The 24,170-nt window shown below is 66.4% G+C and carries 17 protein-coding genes; 13 read left to right on the forward strand and 4 right to left on the reverse strand.

Annotation, left to right across the window (positions count from 1 at the left end):
• Positions 1–53: 53 nt before the first annotated feature.
• Positions 54–4,919 carry an NAD-glutamate dehydrogenase gene (locus tag KSS90_RS17955; RefSeq protein ID WP_217866661.1) on the reverse strand — a complete coding sequence of 1,622 codons (4,866 nt, stop codon included), beginning with the start codon at positions 4,917–4,919 and terminating at the stop codon, positions 54–56.
• Positions 4,920–5,209: 290 nt separating this feature from the next.
• Here KSS90_RS17955 and KSS90_RS17960 point away from each other — a divergent pair, with 290 nt between their 5' ends.
• The 13 genes from KSS90_RS17960 to KSS90_RS18020 all read left to right on the forward strand — a co-directional run bounded on the left by KSS90_RS17960 (position 5,210) and on the right by KSS90_RS18020 (position 22,248).
• Positions 5,210–5,563 (forward strand): hypothetical protein, encoded by a 354-nt coding sequence (locus KSS90_RS17960; RefSeq protein WP_217866662.1) that lies wholly within the window; start codon positions 5,210–5,212, stop codon positions 5,561–5,563.
• 122 nt (positions 5,564–5,685) lie between these two features.
• Positions 5,686–6,396, forward strand: coding sequence for a FadR/GntR family transcriptional regulator (locus KSS90_RS17965; protein ID WP_217866663.1), 711 nt, complete (start codon positions 5,686–5,688; stop codon positions 6,394–6,396).
• A 102-nt stretch (positions 6,397–6,498) separates the two neighbouring features.
• Positions 6,499–7,692, forward strand: coding sequence for an L-2-hydroxyglutarate oxidase (gene lhgO, locus KSS90_RS17970; RefSeq protein ID WP_217866664.1), 1,194 nt, complete (start codon positions 6,499–6,501; stop codon positions 7,690–7,692).
• A gap of 46 nt (positions 7,693–7,738) precedes the next feature.
• A complete protein-coding gene (locus KSS90_RS17975; RefSeq protein ID WP_217866665.1) occupies positions 7,739–9,067 on the forward strand; it encodes an MFS transporter in 1,329 nt (442 codons plus the stop codon).
• Between the two features lie 501 nt (positions 9,068–9,568).
• The gene (locus KSS90_RS17980; RefSeq protein ID WP_011532987.1) at positions 9,569–10,528 is read left to right on the forward strand and encodes an AAA family ATPase; all 960 of its coding nucleotides are present in this window, start codon (positions 9,569–9,571) and stop codon (positions 10,526–10,528) included.
• Between the two features lie 4 nt (positions 10,529–10,532).
• Positions 10,533–11,477: a DUF58 domain-containing protein gene (locus KSS90_RS17985; RefSeq protein WP_217866666.1), complete on the forward strand. Its 945-nt coding sequence runs from the start codon at positions 10,533–10,535 to the stop codon at positions 11,475–11,477.
• Positions 11,474–11,968, forward strand: a complete 495-nt coding sequence (locus KSS90_RS17990; RefSeq protein WP_046854739.1) for a DUF4381 domain-containing protein — start codon at positions 11,474–11,476, stop codon at positions 11,966–11,968. Before KSS90_RS17985 ends, KSS90_RS17990 begins: the two co-directional genes overlap by 4 nt.
• Entirely contained in the window at positions 11,961–13,037 is a 1,077-nt protein-coding gene (locus KSS90_RS17995) for a vWA domain-containing protein (RefSeq protein ID WP_217866667.1), read from the forward strand. Before KSS90_RS17990 ends, KSS90_RS17995 begins: the two co-directional genes overlap by 8 nt.
• Complete coding sequence (locus tag KSS90_RS18000; RefSeq protein ID WP_217866668.1) at positions 13,034–14,752, forward strand: vWA domain-containing protein; 1,719 nt, start codon at positions 13,034–13,036, stop codon at positions 14,750–14,752. The genes KSS90_RS17995 and KSS90_RS18000 overlap by 4 nt, the downstream gene beginning before the upstream one ends.
• Positions 14,749–16,374 (forward strand): BatD family protein, encoded by a 1,626-nt coding sequence (locus KSS90_RS18005; protein WP_217866669.1) that lies wholly within the window; start codon positions 14,749–14,751, stop codon positions 16,372–16,374. The genes KSS90_RS18000 and KSS90_RS18005 overlap by 4 nt, the downstream gene beginning before the upstream one ends.
• Before the next feature lie 404 nt (positions 16,375–16,778).
• Positions 16,779–18,017, forward strand: coding sequence for an exonuclease SbcCD subunit D C-terminal domain-containing protein (locus tag KSS90_RS18010; RefSeq protein WP_217866670.1), 1,239 nt, complete (start codon positions 16,779–16,781; stop codon positions 18,015–18,017).
• Positions 18,014–21,658, forward strand: coding sequence for an AAA family ATPase (locus KSS90_RS18015; RefSeq protein ID WP_217866671.1), 3,645 nt, complete (start codon positions 18,014–18,016; stop codon positions 21,656–21,658). Before KSS90_RS18010 ends, KSS90_RS18015 begins: the two co-directional genes overlap by 4 nt.
• The gene (locus KSS90_RS18020) at positions 21,655–22,248 is read left to right on the forward strand and encodes a glutathione S-transferase (protein WP_217866672.1); all 594 of its coding nucleotides are present in this window, start codon (positions 21,655–21,657) and stop codon (positions 22,246–22,248) included. The genes KSS90_RS18015 and KSS90_RS18020 overlap by 4 nt, the downstream gene beginning before the upstream one ends.
• Positions 22,249–22,405: 157 nt before the next feature.
• Here KSS90_RS18020 and KSS90_RS18025 read toward each other — a convergent pair whose 3' ends face one another.
• From KSS90_RS18025 to KSS90_RS18035, 3 genes are all read right to left on the reverse strand, one after another.
• The gene (locus KSS90_RS18025) at positions 22,406–22,582 is read right to left on the reverse strand and encodes a hypothetical protein (RefSeq protein ID WP_217866673.1); all 177 of its coding nucleotides are present in this window, start codon (positions 22,580–22,582) and stop codon (positions 22,406–22,408) included.
• A gap of 194 nt (positions 22,583–22,776) precedes the next feature.
• A complete protein-coding gene (locus KSS90_RS18030; protein WP_217866674.1) occupies positions 22,777–23,907 on the reverse strand; it encodes a lactonase family protein in 1,131 nt (376 codons plus the stop codon).
• Positions 23,873–24,160 (reverse strand): DUF5629 family protein, encoded by a 288-nt coding sequence (locus KSS90_RS18035; RefSeq protein WP_217866675.1) that lies wholly within the window; start codon positions 24,158–24,160, stop codon positions 23,873–23,875. Before KSS90_RS18035 ends, KSS90_RS18030 begins: the two co-directional genes overlap by 35 nt.
• Positions 24,161–24,170 lie beyond the last annotated feature (10 nt).

The following is a 24,170-nucleotide window of genomic DNA, read 5'->3' on the forward strand; positions in this document are numbered from 1 at the left end:
AAAGAAAAGCCCCGGCATCACTGCCGGGGCTTTTCTTCAGCTCAACGCAAGGCTCAGGACGGAATCACCACCGCCTGCCCGCTCATCGCCAGGTCGACCAGCTCGCGGTTGGCCACCGCGTACATCGCATAGTCGGTGCCGGTGGCGTTGCGCAGATCGTCGAGCATGGCGCGCCAGCGCTCGACCATCACCCGGTGCTGCTCGCACCACAGGGCCACGCGGGCGTCCATGTCGTCCGGCGCATCGGCCATCTGCAAGACCGAGATGGTGATCGCCCGCTGCTGCAGGTCGATGTCGTCGCGGAACGCCTCGCGGGCCAGGGCCTGCCAGTTGTTCTCCACCGGCAGGTTGCTGATCTCCTGCAGGTACCAGGTCAGGTCCAGCGAGCTGCCCACGGCGAAGAACGCCTTGGCCACCTGCGCCGGATCGTGCCCGGTGACGTCCGAAGCTTCGATGATCGGCAACAGGGTGTACAGGTGGGTGGTACCGGCGACCATGCGCGCCAGCAACTCCGGCACACCGGCGTCGACGAAGCCCTGGTAGCGATTCATCCAGCGCTCGCGGGTCGGGCCTTCCAGCAGTTCGTCGAGCTTGAGCCCCAACTGCGCGAGCACCGGCCCGAAGTGAGCGACATCACGACCAGCGTCCTGCTCGTTGCGACGGCTGCGCAGGAACCAGCGGGTGGCGCGGCGGCCCAGGCGCATCAGCTCGTCCATCAGGGTCAGCTGGATCTCGGCCGGGACCTGGTAGTCCAGGGCCTCGATCTGGCGGAACCAATGCGGCAGGTGGAAGATGTCGCGCACGATCACGTAGGCGCCCGCCACGTTGGCAGGGCTCATGCCGGTGGACTCCTTCAGGCGCTGCACGAAGGTGATGCCCATGTTGTTGACCAGGTCGTTGGCGATCTGGGTGCTGACGATCTCGCGCTTCAAGCGGTGGCGGCGCATGGAGTCGGCGAACTTGCTGACCAGCGACGGCGGGAACGCGGTCTCCATGTCGCGGGTCAGGTAGTCGTCGTCCGGCACCAGCGACTTGAGCAGCTGCTCCTTGAGGTCGATCTTGCTGTACGAGATCAGCACCGACAGCTCGGCGCGGGTCAGACCCTGCCCCGCCGCCAGGCGTTCGGCCAACTGCTCCTCGCTGGGCAGGAACTCGATGGCGCGGTCCAGCTTGCCACGTGCCTCCAGGTCGGCCATCAGGCGCTTGTACTCGGCGATGCGCTCACGGGCACGGCGGGCCGCCAGCGACAGCGCTTGCGTCTGCTTGTAGTTGTTGCCCAGCACCAGCCCGGCGACTTCGTCGGTCATGCTGCCCAGCAGCTGGTTGCGCTGCTTCTCGGTCATGTCGCCACCCTGCACCACTTCATTGAGCAGGATCTTGATGTTGACCTCGTGGTCGGAGCAGTCGACGCCACCGGCGTTGTCGATGAAGTCGGTGTTGGTGGCGCCGCCGTTCAGGCCGAACTCGACACGGCCGAGCTGGGTCATGCCCAGGTTGCCGCCCTCGCCCACCACCTTGCAGCGCAGCTCGTTGCCGTTGACGCGCAGGGCATCGTTGGCCTTGTCGCCGACATCGGCGTGGCTTTCGCTGCTGGCCTTGACGTAGGTGCCGATACCACCGTTCCACAGCAGGTCCACCGGGGCTTGCAGCAGGGCATGCAGCAGTTCGGTCGGGGTCAGGCGGTCGGCCTCGATGGCGAAGCGTTCCTTCATCTGCGGGCTGATAGCGATGCTCTTGGCGCTACGCGGGAAGATCCCGCCGCCTTCGGACATGATGCCGGTGTCGTAGTCGCTCCAGGCCGAGCGCGGCAGGTCGAACAGGCGCTTGCGCTCGGCAAAGCTGGTGGCCGGGTCCGGATTCGGGTCGATGAAGATGTGCAGGTGGTTGAATGCCGCCACCAGTTGCAGCTTGTCGGACATCAGCAGGCCGTTGCCGAACACGTCGCCGGCCATGTCGCCGACACCGACCACGGTGATCGGGTCTTCCTGCACGTTGATGCCGCGCTCGCGGAAGTGGCGCTGCACGCCCACCCACGCGCCGCGGGCGGTGATGCCCATCTTCTTGTGGTCATAGCCGGCCGAGCCGCCCGAGGCGAACGCATCGCCCAGCCAGAAGCCGTAGTCGATGGCGATGCCGTTGGCGATGTCGGAGAAGGTCGCAGTGCCTTTGTCGGCCGCCACCACCAGGTACGGATCGTCGTCATCGTGACGCACCACGTTGGCCGGCGGCACCACGCCACCGTCCTTGAGGTTGTCGGTGATGTCGAGCAGGCCGGAAATGAAGATGCGGTAGCACGCCACGCCTTCGGCGGCGATCTCGTCACGGCTGCCGCCCAGTGGCAGGCGGCGCGGCAGGAAGCCGCCCTTGGCGCCCACCGGTACGATCACCGAGTTCTTCACCTGCTGGGCCTTGACCAGGCCGAGCACCTCGGTGCGGAAGTCTTCCTCGCGGTCCGACCAGCGCAGGCCGCCGCGGGCGACGTTGCCGAAACGCAGGTGTACGCCTTCGACCCGGGGCGAATAGACGAAGATCTCGAACTTCGGCACCGGCTTGGGCAGCTCGGGGATCAGCTTGGGATTGAACTTGAAGCTGAAGTACGACTTGTTCTGGCCGTTGGCGTCCGGTTGGTAGAAGTTGGTGCGCAGGGTGGCCTTTATCAGGTCCAGGTAGCGGCGCAGGATGCGGTCCTCGTTGAGCACCTGAACTTCGTCCAGGGCGCTGAGGATCGCCTGCTCCAGGCGCTGCTGCTTGTCGTCCAGGTCCTCCTGGGTCAGCTTGCGCGCCAGGTAGAAGCGGGTCTTGAACAACCGGGTCAGCTCACGAGCGATGTCGGTGTGGTTGTTCAGGGTGCTGGCGATGTAGCCCAGGTCGAAGCCCAGGCGGATCTGCTTGAGGTAGCGGGCGTAGGCACGCAGCAGCGCGACGTCGCGCCATGGCAGGCCGGCGGTCAGCACCAGACGGTTGAACGCATCGTTCTCGGCGTCGCCCTTGACGATATGGACGAAGGCGTCCTGGAAGGTGTCGTTGAGTTGCTGGATGTCGAGGTTGAGGCCTTCGCTGTAGGTGAAGGCGAAGTCGTGGATCCAGAACTCACGGCCACTGGCGTGGCGCAGGCGGTAGGGGAACTCGCCGAGCACGCGCAGGCCGAGGTTTTCCAGGATCGGCAGCACGTCCGACAGCGCCAGCGGCGTATCGGCGTGGTACAGCTTGCAGTGCAGCGTGCGCTCACCGAGCTGGGTGAGCGGCTGATAGAAGCTCATGGCCAGCGGCTTGGCCTCGGACAGGTTGAGCACATGCTGCATGTCGACCACCGCCGAATGCGCGGCGAAGCGCTCGCGGTAGCCGGCCGGGAAGCCTTTCGGGAAGTCGGCGAGGATGTTGGTGCCGTGGGCCTCGCCGAAGTTCTCCACCACCAGCGCCGAGAAGTCGTCCTGCCACGAACGGCAGGCCTGGATCACTTCCTTTTCCAACTGCTGCGGGTCGATATCGATGCGGTTCTTCGGGTCGACCCGCAGGATCAGTTGCACACGGGCCAGCACCGACTCGGAGAAGAAGGTCCAGAACTCGCAGTCGGTGGCCTTCAGGCGCTCCATCAACACCTGCTGGATCTTCTGCCGCACCTCGGTGGAGTAGATCTCGCGCGGCACGTAGGCCAGGCAGTAGCAGAAGCGACCGTACGGATCCTTGCGCAAGAACACGCGGATCTTGTTGCGCTCCTGGATCTGCACGATCGACATGGCGGTGCTGAACAGCTCGTCCACCGGGGTCTGGAACAGGTCGTCGCGGGGCAGCACTTCCAGGACCTGGGCCAATTCCTTGCCCAGGTGCGCCTTCGGGTCGAAGTGCGAGCGGCGCTCGACTTCGGCGACCTTGCCGCGAATGTAGGGGATGGTATGCACGCTCTCGCCGTACACCGACGAAGTGTACAGGCCCATGAAGCGGCATTCCTTGATGACCTTGCCGTCCGCATCGATCTGGCGGATCGACACGTAGTCGGGGTAAGCCGGGCGGTGTACGCGGCTTGGCTGCGAGGCCTTGGCGAACGATAGCAGGCGCGGTTCGCGCAGGTAGGCGACGGCGTAGTCCTCGATGCGCAGGTCATCGGCGCCCAGGCCTGCACGCAGCAGGCGGGCCAGGCCGAGGAACGAAGCCTCGTCATAGACCAGGTGACCGCCGTCGGCGTCGGACTCGACGGTGAACTCCTCGTAGCCGAGGAAGGTGAAATGGTTGTCCAGCAGCCACGACAGGAAGCTCTTCACCTCGGCCTTGTCGTTCTGCGCGGGGCCGAAGGCGTTCTGCTCCACCAGGTCCAGCAGCTCGCGAATCTTGGCTTTCATCGGCTCGAAGTCGGCGACCACGCCGCGCACCTCGGCCAGCACCTGTTCCAGCTCCATGCTCAGGGTGTTGAGCTCGGCGGTGCTGGAGCAGCGGTCGATTTCCAGGTACATCAGCGACTCATGGCTGACGCCCTCGCCGAGGGTACCCTTGGGCAGCAGCTCGACCAGTTCGCCCTTGGCGCCGCGGCGCACGCTGAGCACGGTGGTCTGCAAGGTGTGAATGCTGTAGCCGCGACGGTTGAGCTCGGTGCGTACCGAGTCGACCAGGAACGGCAGGTCGTGATGCAGCACCTCGACCACGGTGTGCGTGGACTGCCAGCCGTGGCGTTCGTAATCGGGGTTGTAGACCCGTACCTGCGGGTGCTCGGCGTCGAAGCGCTCGATGATGCGCCAGGCGGACAGCGTGCAGCCGGCCAGGTCGGACAGCCTGCGCTGAGTGAGTTCGTCCAGAGAGATGATGCCGAAGAACTGTTCGGCGAACAGCGCCACTTGTGGCAGGGACTGTTCGCTGATGTGCTGCGCCAGGGCCGCTTGCAGTTGATGCTGGAAGTCGGCTTTGCTGGCTGCGGTGAAGAACGCCATCTGTGGTACTCCGCTTGGGCTTTGTTATAGGTGAAGCGTCACGTACATGCGCCTTGTACGGATCAACCATAGCCAACCCGTGGCAAGACAGAAGCGTTGGGTGCCTGCAAAAGCGACTGCCAGGTGGCTGTGCCTTTACGGGAACCCATCAACTGGGCAGCTTAACGACTGAACGGTCACTTGGGCTTGCAGCGCTGCGACAATTTCGGTCAATGCGCGGTAACTTTACGTTTATCAGTGTGCGTAAGGCTGTCAGAATTCCTTCTCATTTCCATTGATCCGAGTGCGCCATGCAATTGAAAACCGCCCTGCTCTTCGCCACCCCCTGCGACGACGAGGAAGACAACATGGCGACCCTGTGCTGCCACAGCGACAAGGGCCAGATGTTCCTGCTGACCCGCTACCCGGACGAGGACACCGTTGACCTGACCCTGGACGACGAGCCGTCGACGCTGGACGGGCTGAAGGTGACCTTGAGCGCCAGCCGCCTGCTGATCGAGGTGGCAGCCGGGGATCGCGATGCGCTGAAGGGCGACGAGGAACTGGAGATCATCCTGACCAGCGCCGGCACCGACCTGGACGAAGTGAAGGAAACCCTGCGCAACATCCTCGACGGTACCGGGACGTTCGTATCCGAGATCTAAGAGGGTCATTCGGGCCTCCTCGCGGGGCTCGAGTCTTCCGCGGTGAAGGCACAACACCATTGACAGCCGAAGGCGCGAGCAGGCATTGTCTGACAACCTGACCAATAGGCATCCGCACGTCCATGCTAGAGCTCCAGCGCCCCGACACCCTCGTTGAACGCGTCGTCAGCGCCATCCGCGCCGAGATCGATGCCGGCCGCCTGGCCGCCGAGTCGCGCCTGCCCACCGAACAGCAACTGGCCGAACAGCTCAATGTCAGTCGCTCGGTGGTGCGCGAGGCGGTGGCGCAGCTCAAGGCCGACGGCGTGCTGATCGCTCGCCGCGGGCTCGGTTCCTATATCTCGCAGACCCCCAACGGCACGGTGTTCCGCTTCCCCGGCAGCAACGGGCGCAAGCCGGACCTGGTGCAGATGTTCGAGATGCGCCTGTGGATCGAGACCCAGGCCGCCGCCATCGCCGCCCGCCGCCGCGACGGCGATGACCTGAATCGCATGGCTTTCGCCCTGGGCACCATGGAGAACCCGCGCAGCGACTTCGCCACCGCCGCTGCCGCCGACGTGGCCTTCCACCGAGCTATCGCCGAAGCCAGTAAGAACGACTATTTCGTCGCCTTCCACGATTTCCTCGGTGGCCAGCTGGCCGCCGCGCGCCGCACCGCCTGGGAAAACTCCGCCACCCCGGCGGTGGGCGGCTCGGCCGACGCCCTGCGCGAACATCGGGCGCTGTACCAGGCTATCTTCGACGGTGATCGCCATGCGGCCGCCGCTTGCGCCGAAGCCCACCTGCGCGCCTCGGCCAAGCGCCTTAAACTCGACCTCCCCGACCTCGACTGACCCCGGAGAACCCTATCGCGACCTGGCGAGGTTTTTACGCGCATTACTTAGTCTGACAACCTGATAAGCAGATTCACCGACAAGAATTCCAAGGTACCCTGCATGACCTACGACTACTGCATCATCGGCGGCGGCATCGTCGGCCTCGCCACTGCGATGGCCCTGCTCACCCGCCGCCCCGGCGCCTCATTGCTGATCCTGGAAAAGGAGGCCAGCCTCGGTCGCCACCAGACCGGCCACAACAGCGGCGTGATCCATGCCGGCATCTATTACGCTCCCGGCAGCCTCAAGGCCGACCTGTGCAAGCGCGGCGCCCAGGCCACCAAGGACTTCTGCACCGAGCACGGCATCGCCTTCGAGGTCTGCGGCAAGCTGCTGGTGGCCTCCAACGACCTCGAGGTGCAGCGCATGCAGGCGCTGTACGAGCGTTCGCAACAGAACGGACTGAAGGTCGAGCGCCTGGACGCAAGCGCCCTGCGTGAGCGGGAGCCGAACATCGTCGGCAAGGGCGCGCTGTTCCTCGATGCCACCGGTATCGTCGACTACCAGCAGGTATGCGACGCCATGGCCAAGGTGATTCGCCAGGCCGGTGGCGAGGTGCGCCTGTCCACCGCCGTGCGCGCCATCCAAGAGCATGCCGACCACGTCGCGGTCAGCGCCGACGGCAACACCTGGCGAGCACGCCAGCTGGTGGCCTGCGCCGGCCTGCAGTCCGACCGCCTGGCGCGCCTGGCCGGGGTAAGGATCGACCACCAGATCATCCCCTTCCGCGGCGAGTACTACCGCCTGCCGGCGAGCAAGAACCAGATCGTCAACCACCTGATCTACCCGATCCCCGATCCGGAGCTGCCATTCCTTGGCGTGCACCTGACGCGGATGATCGACGGCAGCGTCACTGTCGGTCCCAACGCGGTACTTGGTTTCGGTCGGGAGAACTACCGCAAGTTCTCGGTGAACTGGCGCGATGTCGCCGAGTACGCACGCTTCCCCGGCTTCTGGAAAACCGTCTGGACCAACCTCGGCTCCGGCACCGCCGAGATGAAGAACTCGCTGTTCAAGCGCGGCTACCTGGAGCAGTGCCGCAAGTATTGTCCGTCCCTCGAAGTCGAGGACCTGCTGCCCTATGAGGCCGGCATCCGCGCCCAGGCGGTGATGCGCGACGGCACCCTGGTGCATGACTTCCTGTTCGCCGAGACGCCGCGCATGGTGCATGTGTGCAACGCACCGTCGCCGGCCGCCACCTCGGCCATCCCCATCGGCCAGATGATCGCCGAAAAGATCCTCGAGGCCCGCTGAAACACCTGCTGCATCCACAACTACAAAGACAACAAGGAAACCTCAGATGTCGGTATACGAGGCGGCCTCGGCCGCGCCCGAAACCCCCGAACAGCAACGCAAGCGCCTGCGCAAGGTGGCGGCGGCGACCATCTTCGGCTCGATGTTGGAGTGGTATGACTTCTACCTGTACGCGACCATGGCGGCGATCGTCTTCTCGAAGATCTTCTTCGACCCGAGCAACCCAGCGGTGGCCTCGCTGCTGGCATTTTCCACCTTCGCCATCGGCTTCATCGCCCGCCCGTTCGGCGGCGTGCTGTTCGGCTACCTGGGCGACCGTTTCGGGCGCAAGCATGTGCTGGTGATCACCTTTTGCATGATGGGCTTATGCACCATGCTGATCGGCCTGATTCCCGGCTATGCCACGATCGGCATCTGGGCGCCGATCCTGCTGGTGATCATCCGCATCATCCAAGGCTTGGGCGCCGGTGCCGAGCTGTCCGGCGCGGCAGTGACCTCCTACGAGCACGCCAGCGAAGGCAAGCGCGGCAGCCAGGGTGCCTGGCCGGCGCTGGGGTTGAACCTGGGCCTGCTGCTGTCGTCGCTGACCGTGTACCTGCTGACCATGAACGGCAACGAGTTCCTGTTGGCCGGCGGCTGGCGCATCCCGTTCATCGCCAGTATCGCCCTGGTGGCGGTGGGCCTGTGGGTGCGCAAGAGCATCCCCGAGACCCCGGACTTCAAGGAGCTGGACAAGGCCGACGACAAGCCGCAGGTGTCGCCGCTGAAGCTGCTGTTCAGGAACGACCTCAAGGGCCTGGCCGTGGTGTTCTTCGTGGCGGTGGGCTACAACGCCCTGAGCTACATCTTCAAGACCTTCTCGCTGGCCTACCTGACCCAGTTCAAAGGCGTCGAGGCGCATGTCACCTCGCTGTCGGTGACCCTTGCCAGCCTGGTGGCGATCTTCGCCGTGCCGTTCTTTGGCTGGCTGTGCGACAAGTGGAGCAGCAAGACCGTGCTGATGCTCGGTGGCGTGCTGTCGGCGCTGTTCGCCTACCCGTTCCTGCAGTTGCTTTCCACTGGCGAGCCGATGCTGATCTACGTGGCCATCGCCATCGGCACCGGCATTCTGGCGCCGATGATGTTTGCCCCGCAGGGGTCGTTCCTCAGCCGGCAGTTCCCCACGCAGACGCGCTCGTCCGGGTTCGGCACCGGGCGAGAGGTCGGTACCGCGGTGGCCGGTGGCCTGGCGCCGCTGGGCGGGCTGGCGCTGGTGGCAGGTTCCGCGACTCATTCCACCGATGGCGTGGCGATGATTCTGGCGGTGGCTGGGGTGCTGGTGGTGTTGTTTGCGTTCTTTGACCAAGGGTGGCGGCATTCGAAGGCGAAGAACTAAACAAAGCCACGATCCGATCTTGATCTTGATCTTGATCTTGATCTTGATCGCAAGATTAACTGCGTAGTCCCTAGCGACAGCTGCGTTAGTTCAGGCGCCGCCCGTAACTTCGCGACTTCAGGAGGCCGAACGGAGGTCTTGCGGAGGGAGGTGACGGGCATGGATGCCCGTCAAGCGCTGCGCCCCAGGATGGGGCGTTCAGCGCGGTCCTCCCGGGAGCAAGGCCGGAGTGAGGGGACCCGGAGCGAAGCGGAGGGCCGAATGAAGTCGCAATTTGTGTCGCCTGAACTATCGCGCGCTTAGAAGCAAGAGCAAGGCAACGGCAAGAGCGGGATCGGGATCGGGATCGGGATCGGGACAGTCTTCCTCCAACCAACCCATCCTTTACACGTTTTTTGCAAACCCCCATTGGTCCCCGCCCCCCCGGATGGATTAAAGTATCCCCCCTCGCCCGGCATCCGCTCCCAGCGCGCCAGGGCCCATCCCCAGGAACCGTCAACGATGGAACACCGTGAGGCGCTGATCGCGCTGCGCACCTTTCTCTCTTCCCAGATCCTCGGCCAGGAAAAGTTGGTCGAGCGCCTGCTGATCGTGCTCCTGGCCGACGGCCACATGCTGGTCGAAGGCGCCCCAGGCCTGGCCAAGACCAAGGCCATCAAGGAGCTCGCCGAGGGTATCGAGGCCCAGTTCCATCGTATCCAGTTCACCCCCGACCTGCTGCCCGCCGACATCACCGGCACCGAGATCTACCGCCCGGAAACCGGCAGCTTCGTGTTCCAGCAAGGCCCGATCTTCCACAACCTGGTGCTGGCTGACGAAATCAACCGCGCCCCCGCCAAGGTGCAGTCGGCCCTGCTCGAGGCCATGGCCGAGCGCCAGGTCAGCGTCGGGCGCAGTACCTACGAACTGTCGCCGCTGTTCCTGGTGATGGCCACGCAGAACCCGATCGAGCAGGAAGGCACCTACCCGCTGCCCGAGGCCCAGCTCGACCGTTTCCTGATGCACGTGAAGATCGGTTTCCCCGATGCCGCCGTCGAGCGGCGCATCCTCCTGCAAGCGCGGGGCGAGGCCCTGGGCGGCGAGGTGAAGCCCGAGCGGCGGGTCAGCCAGCAGGCGATCTTCGCCGCGCGCAAGGAAATCCTCGGCCTGTACATGGCCGATGCCGTGGAGGAGTACCTGGTGCAACTGGTGATGGCCACCCGCACCCCGGCCAAGTTCGACAGCGAACTGGCCGACTGGATCGCCTACGGCGCCAGCCCCCGTGGCTCGATCGCCCTCGACCGCTGCGCCCGCGCCCACGCCTGGCTGGCCGGGCGCGACTTCGTCAGCCCCGAGGATATCCAGGCGGTGCTGTTCGACGTGCTGCGCCACCGCATCATCCTGTCGTTCGAGGCCGAGGCGGCGGGGGTCGACCAGGACCGCGTGGTCCAGCGCATCCTCGACGTCGTCGCCGTCGCCTGACCCCATGCCCACCACGCAGCTGGCCGAACCCGGCATCCGCATCGGCCTGGCCGACCTGATCGACATGCGCCATCGTGTGCGCGAGATCCAGCTGTTCTCCCGGCCCGGCCAGCGCAGCCCATTGGTGGGCCTGCACCACTCGAAACTGCGTGGCCGCGGGGTGGACTTCGACCAGGTGCGGGTCTACCAGGCCGGCGACGATGTGCGCAACATCGACTGGCGTGTCACCGCCCGTACCCAGGAGCCGCACACCAAGCTGTTCCATGAAGAGCGCGAACGGCCGATCTTCATCATGGTCGAGCAGAGCCAGCGGCTGTTCTTCGGCTCCGGGCTGATGTTCAAGTCGGTCCTGGCCGCCCAGGCCGCCGCTCTGTTCGGCTGGGCCGCGCTGGGCCACAACGACCGTATCGGCGGGCTGGTGTTCGGCGACAACGAGCACCATGAGGTCAAGCCCAGGCGCAGCAAGCAGAGCCTGCTGCAACTGCTCAACCGCCTGGCCAAGATCAACCAGGCCCTGCACACCGAAGCCCAACCCCAGGCCGACAGCCTCGGCCTTGCCCTGCGCCGGGCACGGGAGGTATTGCGCCCGGGCAGCCTGGCCATCGTCATCTGCGACGAACGCGCCCTCAGCGCCAGCGTCGAGCAGCACCTGGCCATGCTCTCGCGGCACTGCGACGTACTGTTGATGCCGGTCAGCGACCCGCTCGATCACGCCCTGCCCGCCGCCGGCCTGTTGCGCTTCGCCCAACGCGGCGCGCAACTGGAACTCGACACCCTCGATGCCAACCTGCGCCAGGCCTACCGCCAGCAAGCCGAGGCACGCATCGAGCGCTGGGAGCTGCTGGCGCAGAAACTGCGCGTGGTGCTGATGCCGCTGAGCACCCAGAGCGAGATGATCGAGCAGTTGCGTGAATACTTGAATGCACAGCGCCCTGGAGGCGTGAAATGAACCCGCTGGACCAGCTGCAGCCGCTGATCGCGCCCCCCGCCATCGGCCTGTGGCCGCCCGCGCCCGGCTGGTGGCTGCTGCTGGCCATGCTGCCCCTGCTCGGCTGGGGCGCCTGGCGCCTGCGCCACTGGCGCCCGGGCAAACGCAAGGTGGTGCGCGCCGAACTGCCGCTGGACCCGATCCGCGTCGAGGCCCTGGCCGAACTTGCGCGCCTGCCGCGTCCCTATGACGGCGCGCCCGCCGGGGCCTGGCTGCAGCAGATCAACGCCCTGCTCAAACGCCTGTGCCGTAATCACTACCCAGGGGCCAACAGCCATACCCTCAATGGCCGCCAGTGGCTGGCGTTTCTCGACAACCGCTGCCCGGCCGCCGGCCTGACCCGCTGGATGGTGCTGGTCGAAGGCGCCTACAAGCCCGAGTGCAAGCTCGATGACAAGGCCATCGCCGGGCTCGCCCAGGCGGTCGAAACCTGGATCCGCAAGCATGTTTGAACTGGCCTGGCCGTGGATCTTCCTGCTGCTGCCGCTGCCCTGGCTGGCGCGCCTGCTGCTGCCGGCCGCCGACAGCGGCGAACCGGTGCTCAAGGTCGGCTTCCTTGACGAACTCGAGGGCCTGGCCGGGCGCCGTGCCCGCCTGAACCTGCCGACCTGGCGCCAGCAGGCACCGTTCATCCTGATCTGGCTACTGCTGTTGCTGGCCGCCGCCCGCCCGCAGTGGCTGGGCGATCCGCTGCCGGTCTCGGCAAGTGGCCGCGACCTGCTGGTGGCGGTGGACGTATCGGGCTCCATGGACTTCCCCGACATGCAGTGGAAGGACGACGAGATCAGCCGCCTGGACCTGGTCAAGGCACTGATGGGCGACTTCCTCCAGGACCGCCAGGGCGACCGCGTCGGCCTGATCCTGTTCGGCAGCCAGGCCTACCTGCAGGCGCCGCTGACCTTCGACCGGCGCACCGTGCGCACCTTCCTCGACGAGGCGCAGATCGGCATCGCCGGCAAGAACACCGCCATCGGCGACGCCATTGGCCTGGCCGTCAAACGCCTGCGCCAGCGCCCGGCGCAGAGCCGGGTGCTGATCCTGATCACCGACGGCGCCAACAACGGCGGGCAGATCCACCCGCTGACCGCCGCGCGCCTGGCCGCCCAGGAAGGCGTGCGCATCTACACCATCGGCATCGGCGCCAACCCCGAGGCCAGCGGCACGCCGGGGCTGCTGGGCCTGAATCCGAGCCTGGACCTGGACGAGGCCGCGCTCAAGGAGATCGCCGAAATCACCCATGGCAGCTACTTCCGCGCCCACGACGGCGCCGAACTGGACGCCATCGGCGACACCCTCGACCAACTGGAACCGGTGGCCCAGCAGCCGACCCAGGCGCGCACCGCCCATGCGCTGTACGCCTGGCCACTGGCACTGGCGCTGCTGCTCAGCGTGCTGCTGGTGGTGGCCGTGCAGTGGCCGGACAACCTGCTGCAACGCCTGCTGCGCAAACCGCGCTTCCTGCAGCCCCACCCGGAATGGCGCCAGCGCCTCAAGCGCCTGCGCCTGAGGAGGCGGCGATGATCGAACTCTGGCCGCAATGGCTGCGCCCGCTCTGGCTGCTGGTACTGCCGCTGCTTGGCTGGCTGCTGTTCAAGCTCTGGCACCGGCGCAAGCGCGCCGGACGCTGGCAGTTGATCCTGCCGCAGCCGTTCCATGCGGTACTGCTCGGCGGCGGCAGCGGCAGCACCAGCAAGTTGCCGTGGATTGCCCTGGGCCTGGCCTGGATGCTGATCGTCCTGGCACTGCTCGGCCCCAGCTGGCAACGCCTCGAGGAAACCCGCCAGCGCCCGGCCGACCCGCTGGTGATCCTGCTCGAGCTGACGCCGCAGATGCTCGCCGAGGACAGCGCACCGAACCGCCTGGAGCAGGCCCGACGCAAGGTGCTCGACCTGCTCGAGCATCGTCGCGACAGCCAGACCGCACTGATCGTCTATGCCGGCAGCGCCCACACCCTGGTGCCGTTGTCGGATGACCTGGGCACCACGCGCAACCTGCTCGAGGCCGTCGATCCATCGATCATGCCGCAGCCCGGCCAGCGCGCCGACCTGGCCGTGCGCAAGGGCCTGGCGCTGCTGGCGCAGAGCGGCCTGGGCCAGGGTCGCCTGCTGTTGATCGGTTCGTCGCTGAGCGAGCTTGAACGCGAAGGCATACGCCAGGCCCTGGGCCGTCAGGGCCCGAGCCTGCTGATGCTGGGTGTCGGCAGCGCCGAGGGCGCGCCGGTGCGCCAGGCCAATGGCGAGTACCTCAAGGACGACCAGGGTGGCATCCTCCTGCCACGCCTGGACAGCGCCTCGCTGAAGACCTTCATCGGCTCGACCGGCGGCCGCTATCGCCATGCCCGCATCGACGACCTCGACCTGCGTGGCCTGGGCCTGTTCGACAACCCGCGCCTGCTGCACAACGATGGCCAGACCCTGCAACTGGACAGCTGGGCCGACCAGGGCTATTGGCTGCTGCTGCCCCTGCTGCTGCTCGCCGCCTGCGCCGGCCGGCGTGGCTGGCTGTTCTGCCTGCCCCTGCTGCTGGCCCTGCCGCAGCCGAGCCAGGCCTTCGAGTTCAACGACCTGTGGCTGCGCCCCGACCAGCAGGGCCAGCGCCTGCTGGAACGGCAACGCCCCGCCGAGGCCGCCCGGCACTTCGCCGACAGCCAGTGGCGCGGCATGGCCCTGTACCAGGCCGGCGACTTCGAAGGCGCCGCCGCCGCGTTCGCCCAGGCCGGCACGGCTGCCGCCCACTACAATCGTGGTAACGCCCTGGCCCGCGCCGGCGAACTGGAAGCGGCGCTGGACGCCTACGAACAGGCACTGGAGCGCCAACCCGACCTGAAAGCCGCACTGGACAACCAGGCCCTGGTCCAGCAGCTGTTGCAACAGCGCCAGGCCAAGGCCGAGGAACAGCCGAACAACGCCGATGCCCAGGACACGCCCGGCAACGACAACGAAGGCAACAGCAGCTCGACCAGCAGCCAGGCCCAGGGCACGCCGGACAGCGACAACCCGGCACAAGGCCAGCAGAACGGTGACAGCCAGGGCAACTCCCAGGCCCCGTCCGGCACTGCCGGAGGCGATGACGACAGCATCACCCAGCCGCCCCAGCGGCCACTCTCCACCAACCTCGACGCCGAGCAGCGCCAGGCCCTGGAACAGTGGCTGCGGGAGATCCCCGACAATCCGGCGGAACTGCTGCGGCGCAAATTCTGGTATGAACAGCAATTGCATCAGGAAACCCCACGATGAGTCGCCTCGGCGTCTTTCTCCTAGGCCTGCTGTGGAGCCTCGCGGCCCAGGCCGAACCGACCCTGCAGGCCAGCGTCGACCGCACGCGCCTCGAGGCTGGCGAAACCCTGGAGCTCACCCTCGAGAGCCAGGACGTGACCCAGTTCGGCAAGCCCGACCTGCGCACCCTCGAGCCCGACTTCGAGGTCCGCGGCACGCGCCAGCTCAACAGCCTGCACACCCTCGACGGCGAGACCCGCGCCAGCACCCGCTGGATCATCACCCTGCTGCCGCGGCGCAGCGGCAGCTTGCGCATCCCCGAGCTGCAACTGGGCCAGTCGCGCAGCCAGGCCATCGAGCTGCAGGTGCAGCAGGCCGACAGCCAGCGTCCGGACGCAGCCTCGCAAGTGTTCGTCGAGGCTACCCTGGACAGCAGCGCAGTCTATGTCCAGGCCCAGGCCGTGCTGACCCTGCGCATCTACCATTCGGTGGCGCTGTATGACGACAGCAACCTCAGCCCGCTGCAACTGGAGAACGCCAAGGTCGACCCGCTGGGCGAGTCGCGCACCTACGAGAAAGAAATCAACGGCGTGCGCCATGGGGTGATCGAGACCCGCTACGCGATCTATCCGCAGCAAAGCGGTAGCCTTGAAGTGCCACCGCTGCGCTTTACCGCTACCGCCGCCGACAATGGCGAACAACCCGCCGGCACGCCACGGGTCGGCCGCCAGGTGCAAGTCAGTTCGTTGCCCCTGCGCCTGACCGTCAAGCCGATCCCGGCCGGCTACCCCGCCGACCGCCCCTGGCTGCCGGCACGTAGCCTGACCCTGGAAGAGCACTGGAACCCCGACCCGGACAGCCAGCAGACACAGATCGGCGACTCGCTGACGCGCAACATCAGCGTGCGCGCCGAGGGCCTTTCGAGCACCCAGCTGCCGCCGCTGCCGGCCACCGAGGCCGTCGGCTTGCGCCGTTACCCCGACCAGCCGTTGCTGCGCAACGAGATCGGCGAGCGCGGCATGGTCGCCAACCGTGAGGAGCGCGAGGCGCTGGTGCCGACCCACGCCGGCGAGCTGGCCCTGCCGGCGCTGGAGGTGACCTGGTGGAACACCCGCGAGGACCACCTCGAGCACAGCAGCCTGCCGGCACGCACCCTGAACGTGCAGGACAATCCGGCGCTCAGCGCCGACACCCCGGTCGGCGACAGCAACATGGCCCCCAGCCTGCTCTGGCCCTGGCAGCTGGCTACGCTGGTGCTGGCGCTGACCACCCTGCTCGGTTTCACCCTGTGGTGGCGGGCCCGTTCGCAACCGGCGGTACTGCGCGCGGCACAGACTGGCCCGAGCCCGCGCACGCTACTCGACGACCTCAAGCGCGCCTGCCAGGCCAACGATCCGCAGGCCACCCGCCAGGCGCTGGACGCCTGGGCGCGGCAGCAGCCGGAAACCCTGGCCGAGATGGCGGCGCGCTTCGTGCCGTTGTCCGATGCGCTGGATGGGTTGAACGGCGCGTTGTACAGCGAGAGCGGCCAATACTGGCATGGCGACGAGCTGTGGCGGGCGATCGGCGCCATACCGCCGGCCGAGCAAGTGCTGGCGCCGACGGGCGAGGCCAGTAGCCTGCCACCGCTGTATCCCAAGTAGTCAAGCATGCCTTGAGCCTTGAAGCGTTTTCGAGATCGAGCGCCGCCCGCGCGGCGCATCGCGGATGAATCCGCTCCTACATCTGTTGCAACGTGGCCAAGCCTGATAGGCCATGGTTGTAAACCTTGTGCGCTCGACGCGATTTTTCGATGGGCATTGCCGGCGCCCCACCTGTCTTGCGCCCTGCGCCAAGGCTGGCAACCATGGCCTGACAGGTTCGGTACGTTGCAACGAATGTAGGAGCGGATTCATCCGCGATGCGCCGCGCGGGCGGCGCTCGATCTCACAGGCGCTGCAACTCTTTCGCCAGACCCAGGTGGGACGACACTCGGTGCTTACCTCGCGATGAGTTACCATACCGCCCAAATCCAAACGCCCCCTGCCGCTCACCCTACGGATCTTCCATGCGTCTGTTTCACACCTCCGACTGGCACCTGGGCCAGAGCCTGCATGGCCAGGAACGCGACTTCGAACACGCCTGCTTCCTCGACTGGCTGCTCGGCCAACTGCGCCTGCGCCAGCCCGATGCGCTGCTGATCGCCGGCGACATCTTCGACACCGTCAATCCGCCGGTCAAAGCCCAGGAGCGCCTCTACGACTTCATCGTCCAGGCCCACGAGCAACAGCCCAAGCTGGACATCGTGATGATCGCCGGCAACCACGACTCCGGCTCGCGCATCGAGCTGCCGGCGCCATTGATGCGCCGCCTGCGCACCCACGCCCTGGGCCGCGTACATTGGCTCGACGAGGGCCAGCTGGACGCCGAACGCCTGCTGATCCCGCTGACCAACACCCGCGGCAAGGTCGCCGCCTGGTGCCTGGCGCTGCCCTTCCTGCGTCCCGCCGAAGTCACCGGGCCGGCGCTGGGTGACGACTACCTGCAGGGCATCACCCAGGTCCACGAGCAGTTGATCGCGGCGGCACAGAAGAAACGCAAGAAGGACCAGGCGCTGGTCGCCATCAGCCATGCGCACATGGCCGGCGGCAGCATCTCGGAAGACTCCGAACGCAGCCTGATCATCGGCAATGCCGAGGCGCTGCCGGCGCGGCTGTTCGACAAGGCCATCGGCTATGTCGCCCTGGGCCATCTGCACAAGCCGCAGAAGGTCAACCGCGAGGATCGCATCCGCTACAGCGGCGCGCCGATCCCGCTGTCCTTCGCTGAAATCAACTACCCGCACCAGGTGCTGGAAGTGGAGCTGGAGGGCGCCGAACTGGTCAGCGTCGAGCCGCGCCCGGTGCCGCGTGCCGTGGCCCTGCAGCGGGTCGGCCCGGCACCGCTGGGCGAGTTGCTCGAACAACTGGGCCAGTTGCCGGTGATCGACCTGCTCGAAGACCCCAACCGCCAACCCTGGCTGGAGGTGCGGGTGCGCCTGGACGAGCCGCAGCCCGACCTGCGCCAGCAGATCGAGACCGCCCTGCAAGGCAAGGCTGTGCGCCTGGTGCGCATCAGCGCCGAGTATGCCGGCGCCGGGCGCCAGGAGGAGGATGAACAAGCCTTTGTCGAACTGGCGCAACTGACCCCGCAGGACCTGTTCGGCCGTGCCTGGCAGCAACAGTACGGCAACCCCGCCGACGAACAGGCCCTGGCCGACTTTGCCGAGCTGCTGCAGGACGTGCTGCAAGAAGAGGAACGACCATGAAGATTCTCGCCATCCGCCTGAAGAACCTGGCCTCCCTTGCCGGCCCCATCGACATCGACTTCACCGCCGAGCCCCTGGCCAGCGCCGGCCTGTTCGCCATCACCGGGCCGACCGGGGCCGGCAAGAGCACGCTGCTCGACGCCTTGTGCCTGGCCCTGTTCGGCAGCGTGCCACGCCTGAACGATATCGCCCGGGAAGCCAAGGTGCCGGATGCCGACGGCGAGATCCCCACCTCCGACCCACGCAACCTACTGCGCCGTGGCACTGGCAGTGGTTTCGCCGAAGTGGACTTCGTCGGCATCGACGGCTGCCGCTACCGTGCCCGCTGGGAAGCCAACCGCGCCCGCGAAAAAGCCACCGGTAAGCTGCAGAACAGCCGCCAGAGTCTCTACGACCTGGACAGCGAACAACTGCTCGGCAGCGGCAAGAACGAGTACAAGCAACTGGTCGAGGCCCGCCTCGGCCTGAACTTCGAGCAGTTCACCCGCGCGGTGATGCTGGCCCAGAGCGAGTTCGGCGCCTTCCTCAAGGCCGACGACCGTGAGCGCAGCGAGTTGCTGGAAAAGCTCACCAACACGGCGATCTACACCCGCCTCGGCCAGCGTGCGTTCAGCAAGGCTCGGGAAACCGGCGAGGCTCACAACGACCTGAAGAAACAGGCCGAGCACCTGCTACCGATGGACGCCGAAACCCGCGCCGCCCTCGACCAGGAACTGGAACTGGCCCAGCAACAGCTCAAGGCCGACCAGTCGCGCCAGCGCCTGCTCGAACAACAGCACACCTGGTTCGAAGAACAGCAGCGCCTGCAGGCCCAGCACCATGAGGCCGGCGCTGCCCTGCAAGCTGCCGAGCAGGCGTGGCAGCAACTGGCCGAGCAGCGCGTCGACCTGCAACGCCTGGAGCGCCTGGCGCCCCAGCGCCACCAATTCCATCGCCAACAGCACCTGGCCGCGCAACTGGCCCCGGTGCAGGCGGATATCGACCAGCAACAACGCCAACAAAGCGATCTGCAGCAACATATCGATGCCCTGCAGCAGTCCCTCGAGGCCGCCCGCCAGCATCTGGGCCAGCAGCAGGCCCTGCAAGGCGAAAACGCTCCACGCCTGCGCCAGGCCTTCGCCGCTCAAGGCGACATCGCACGCCTGGACAAGGACCTGGCCGAACAACGCGAAGCCTGTAACCAGGCCGAGCAGGAGGCCAGCGCGAGCCAGCAGCAGCTGCAACAGCTGGAAGACCATCAACAACGCAGCCAACAGCAGCTGTCGCAGATCGATGCCGCTCTGGCCGAAAGCCAGCACCTGGGCGGCCTCGCCGACGCCTGGCAGGCCTATCTGCCACAACTCAAGCAGGTCATGCTGATCGGCGGCCGCCTGGCCAAGGGCCGCGAAGAGCTGCCCGGGCTGCAGGCCCAGGCCAGCCAGGCCAACGCCCAACTGCAAGGGCAACGCGAGCATTTCGAGCTGCTGTTCCGCGAGGCCGGTGCCGAACCCCATGCGTTGGCCGAGCAGGTCGATCTGCTCGGCGCCATGCTTCAGGACAACCGCAAGCAACAGCGCGCCGTCGAAGAGCTGAGCCGCCTGCATGGTCGCGAGCAGGAACTGCGCCAGGCCCTCGCCGCCCTGCGAGAACGCCAGCAGCAAGCCATGCAGCGGCGCCAGCAACTGATCGGCGAAGGCACCGCGGCCAAGGCCGAGCTGGAAAGCGCCGAGCAAGCGCTGACCCTCACCCGTCAATTGCTCGAGCGCCAGCGCCTGGCGCGCAACACCAGCGTCGAGGAGCTGCGCGCGCAACTGCGCGACGGCGAGCCTTGCCCGGTCTGCGGTAGCGCCGAACACCCGTTCCACCAGCCCGAAGCGTTGCTGCACAGCCTTGGTCGGCACGACCAGGCCGAGGAAGCGGCGGCGCACAAGCAAGTCGAACAGCTCAATGGCAAGCTGGTGGAACTGCGCACCGAACTGGGCGTGGTCAATGCCCAGCTCAAGGATTACCAGCAACAACAGCAGCAGCTCGGCGAGCAGTTGCAGCCTGTGACCGAACAGCTCCAGGCCCATGCCCTGTGGCCGGCGCTTGCCCCGCAGGACGACGCGGCCCGCGGCAAGTGGCTCGACGGCCAGTTACGCCGCCTCGGCGAGGAGATCGACCGCGACGAGAAGCGCCAAAGCGCCCTGCTCACCCTACAGAAGGATGCCGCTCGCCTTACCCAGCAATTGCAGGCCGCGGGCGAAGCCCAGCAACAGGCGCAGCGTCACCTCGAGCAGCAGCACCAGGCCCTGGCCGCCGACGCCCAGCAACTGCAGCAAAGCCTCGACGACCTGGGCAGCGTGCTGCCCCAGGACATTCTCCAGGCCCTGCGCGACGACCCGGCCAACGCCTTCCTCGGCCTCGACCAGCAGATCGCCCAGCGCCGCCAACAACTCGACCTGCGCAAGGACGAGCAGGAAGAGCAACAGGCCCGCCAAGTCCAGCTCGACAAGCTGCGCGACCAGCAACAGACACGCCTGCAAGGGCAGCAGCAACTGCAACAGAAACTCGCCGCGCTCGACGAGCAACACCAGCAGGCCCGCGCCACCCTGAGCGAGCTGCTCGGTGAACAGCCCAGCGCCGAAGCCTGGCAACAGCACATGGACACCCAGCTGGAACAGGCGCGTAGCGCCGAAGCCGACTGCGTCCAGAAGCTGCAAGCGCTGCACACCCAAAGCGTGCAGCTGGCCGCCGACCTCAAGGCCAACCAGCAGCGCCAACAGGCCCTGGAACAGGAGCATCAGCAGTTGCAGGGCGAGATCGCCCACTGGCGCAGCGCGCACCCTGAGCTGGACGATGCCGGCCTTGACCGACTGCTGGCCGTCGATGATGCCCAGCTCGGTGAATTGCGTCAGCGCCTGCAAAGCGCGGAGAAGGCCATCGAACAGGGCCGCGTGCTGCTTCAGGAACGTGAACAACGCCTGCAGCAACATGCCAGCCAGGCCCACGGCGAATTGCCGGCGGAAGAACTGGAACAAGCACTCAGCGAGCTCCAGCAGCAGCTGGCCGCTCAAGAACAAGGCTGCGCCGAACTACGCGCGCGCCAGGCCGACGACCAGCGCCGTCAGCAGGCCAGCCAGGCCCTGGCCGAGCAGATCGAGCAGGCCTACCAGCAATGGCAGCGCTGGGCGCGCCTGAATGCGCTGATCGGCTCGGCCTCGGGCGATGTGTTCCGCAAGATCGCCCAGGGCTACAACCTCGACCTGCTGCTGCACCACGCCAACAGCCAGTTGCGCCAGTTGGCCAAACGCTACCGCCTCAAGCGTGGCGGCAGCGCGCTGGGCCTGCTGGTGCTGGACACCGAGATGGGCGACGAGCTGCGCTCGGTGCACTCGCTGTCGGGCGGCGAAACCTTCCTGGTCTCCCTGGCACTGGCCCTGGGCCTGGCGTCGATGGCCTCCAGCACCCTGCGCATCGAGTCGCTGTTCATCGACGAAGGCTTCGGCAGCCTCGACCCCGAGTCGCTGCAACTGGCCATGGACGCCCTCGACGGCCTGCAGGCCCAGGGCCGCAAGGTGGCGGTGATCTCCCACGTGCAGGAGATGCACGAACGCATCCCGGTGCAGATCCAGGTGCGCCGCCAGGGCAATGGCCTGAGCGATGTCGAGGTGTGCGGGTGATCCTCTACTCGTTCCGCCGCTGCCCCTGGGCCATGCGCGCACGCCTGGCGCTGCGCTACGCCGGGTGCGAGGTGCGAGTGGTCGAGGTGAAGATGAAGGAGAAACCGGCCGAGCTGCTGGCACTGTCGCCCAAGGGCACGGTGCCGGTGCTGGATACCGGGAATGGCGTGCTGGAGGAAAGCCTCGACATCATGCGCTGGGCGCTCGACCGGCACGACCCCGAGGACTGGCGCCTGCTGGCCGACCCGGCGGCGGCGCGCCAGGCCGCCGCGCTGATAGCCCGCAACGACAGCACATTCAAGGCGCAGGTGAATCTGTACAAGTATGCCGAGCGCTATCCGGAGCATTCCCGGGCCCACTACCGCGCCCAGGCCGAGCCCTGGCTGGCCGAACTGGAAAGCCTGCTCGAAGGCCGGCCTTGGCTATTGGCCGACCACCCGAGTCTGGCCGACGCCGCCGTGCTGCCCTTGATGCGCCAGTTTGCCGGGGTCGAACCCGAATGGTTCGCCGAGGCGGCTTATCCGCGGCTGCGGAGCTGGTTGCAGGGCTGGCTGGAATCGGCGCTGTTCAAGGCCGTGATGGCCAAGTGAGACAGCGTGTCGCTCAGAGCGCCAGAATCGGCGCGGACATCAACAACAGCACTACCGCCGTGATACGCCACATCATGCTCTGCCCCTTTGGCGAGTCAAAAATTTAGCGTCAAATTAAATCACATGGCTTTGTGCTATTACCAATGCCTTTACACACTCAATTGGAGTGCTTGCTCAAGGCGGCATGAAAATGCGCGCTCTGTTGCAGGTATTTCTGGGTGTAGCTGTGGGTGCTCGACGGCTTGGCGCCCTGCTCTGCCTGGGCGTGGGCGGGCAGTACGACGGAGGCGGAGATGGCGGAGGCGGCGATGAGTGGGAAGAGATTGAAATTCATGCTGGCAGACCTCGACTTCGGTGGTTGACGTTGGCCCGTCGGGGGCCTTGGGTCAAAACTTACGCCGTTGGGTCCGCCTGTAAAAATTCATTGCGGCAGTAGCGATTATCACGGCCATCGATAATCGAGGCGTGAGGACAGCAACGCGGGAGCGGACAAGTCCGCTCCCGCGCCTGAGGCTTCAGCCACTGGCATCATTCGAGGAACTTAAGGTCCGACGGCGCTGGCTGCTCGTGTTTCTGCACCGTGTCGCCCAATGTTCCCTTACGCGGATCGCGGCGCATGACCACGATCTGGTTGCTCTTCTGGTTCGCCACCAGCAGGTAGTTGCCACTGGGGTCGAGGGCGAACTCGCGGGGATGGTCGCCCTCTACCGAGCGGCGCTGCAGCAGTTTCAGCTGGCCGTCATCCTTGCCGACCGCATACACCACGATCTCGTTGGCGGTACCGCGATTGCTGACATAGAGGAAGCGGCCATCGGCCGACAGGTGCAGCCCGCCCGCGGCCTTGGCCGCCGCGTCCTTGCTGTCGGTCAGCGGCAAGCGCTGGCGCTCGGTCAGGCCAGCGTCTTGCACATCGAACACCACCACCTCGGCGCTCATCTCCAGCGTCAGGTAGGCATGCCGGCCCTTGGCGTCGAACAGCAGGTGGCGTGGTCCGCTACCCGGCGGCAACGCCACCGACGGCGGGATCGCCGGGCTCAACGGATGCTCGGGGCTGGCGCCGTCGTAGCGGTAGATGAACACCTTGTCCGCGCCCAGGTCGCTGGCATACAGGTGGCGGCCATCGGGCGACAGCACCAGCGAATGCACATGGGCACCGGCCTGGCGCTCGGGGTTGACCTTGCTTGGCGTGTGCCGGGCCTGCTGTACCACCGGCTTGAGCTTGCCGTCCCGGGCTACTGGGATCACCACCAGGCTGCCACCGGGATCGGGAGCGACGGCGTAGTTGGCGACGAACAGGTAGCGCTGGTCATGGCTCAGGCTGGCGTGGGTCGGCTCGTCGCCCTGGCTGGACACCTGGTTCAGCAGCTTGATCTCGCCCTTGCTGCTCAGCGAGAAGCTGCTGACATTGCCCTTGGGCGTTTCATTGACCGCGAACAGCTGGCGCTGGTCGGCAGACAGCACCAGCCACGAAGGGCTGACGCTCTTGACCACTTGCCGGGGTTTGGCGTCGATCTGACCAGTGCGAGCGTTGAACTCGTAGCGGTAGATCCCTTCGCTGCCGTTGTCGGTGTAGCTGCCCACCAGCAACGTGGCGGCCTGGGCGTGAACTGACACAGCCATGAGGCTAGCGGTTAGCAGGTGTGTCCATTTCCTGTTCATCGTCTTCTTCATCCGGGGCACGAAAAGCACTCATACAGACTAGACGATGCTCGCCTTCATCAGTGTTCAGGCTCCAGTCGTCGCCCGCGCCGGTGGCGGCAGCGATCTGCTCGGGGGTGAAGGACCAGCGGCGCAGTTGGCGGCCGTCCATGCATTCGATGGTGAGGCCGGATTCGTCGAGGGTGAAGTCGAAGGCGTGCAGGCCGTCGATCAGGAGCATGTCGCAGGCTGCGAGGGCGGTGGCGAGGGTCATGGGGACATCC

Source organism: Pseudomonas maumuensis (assembly GCF_019139675.1).
GTDB classification, from domain to species: domain Bacteria; phylum Pseudomonadota; class Gammaproteobacteria; order Pseudomonadales; family Pseudomonadaceae; genus Aquipseudomonas; species Aquipseudomonas maumuensis.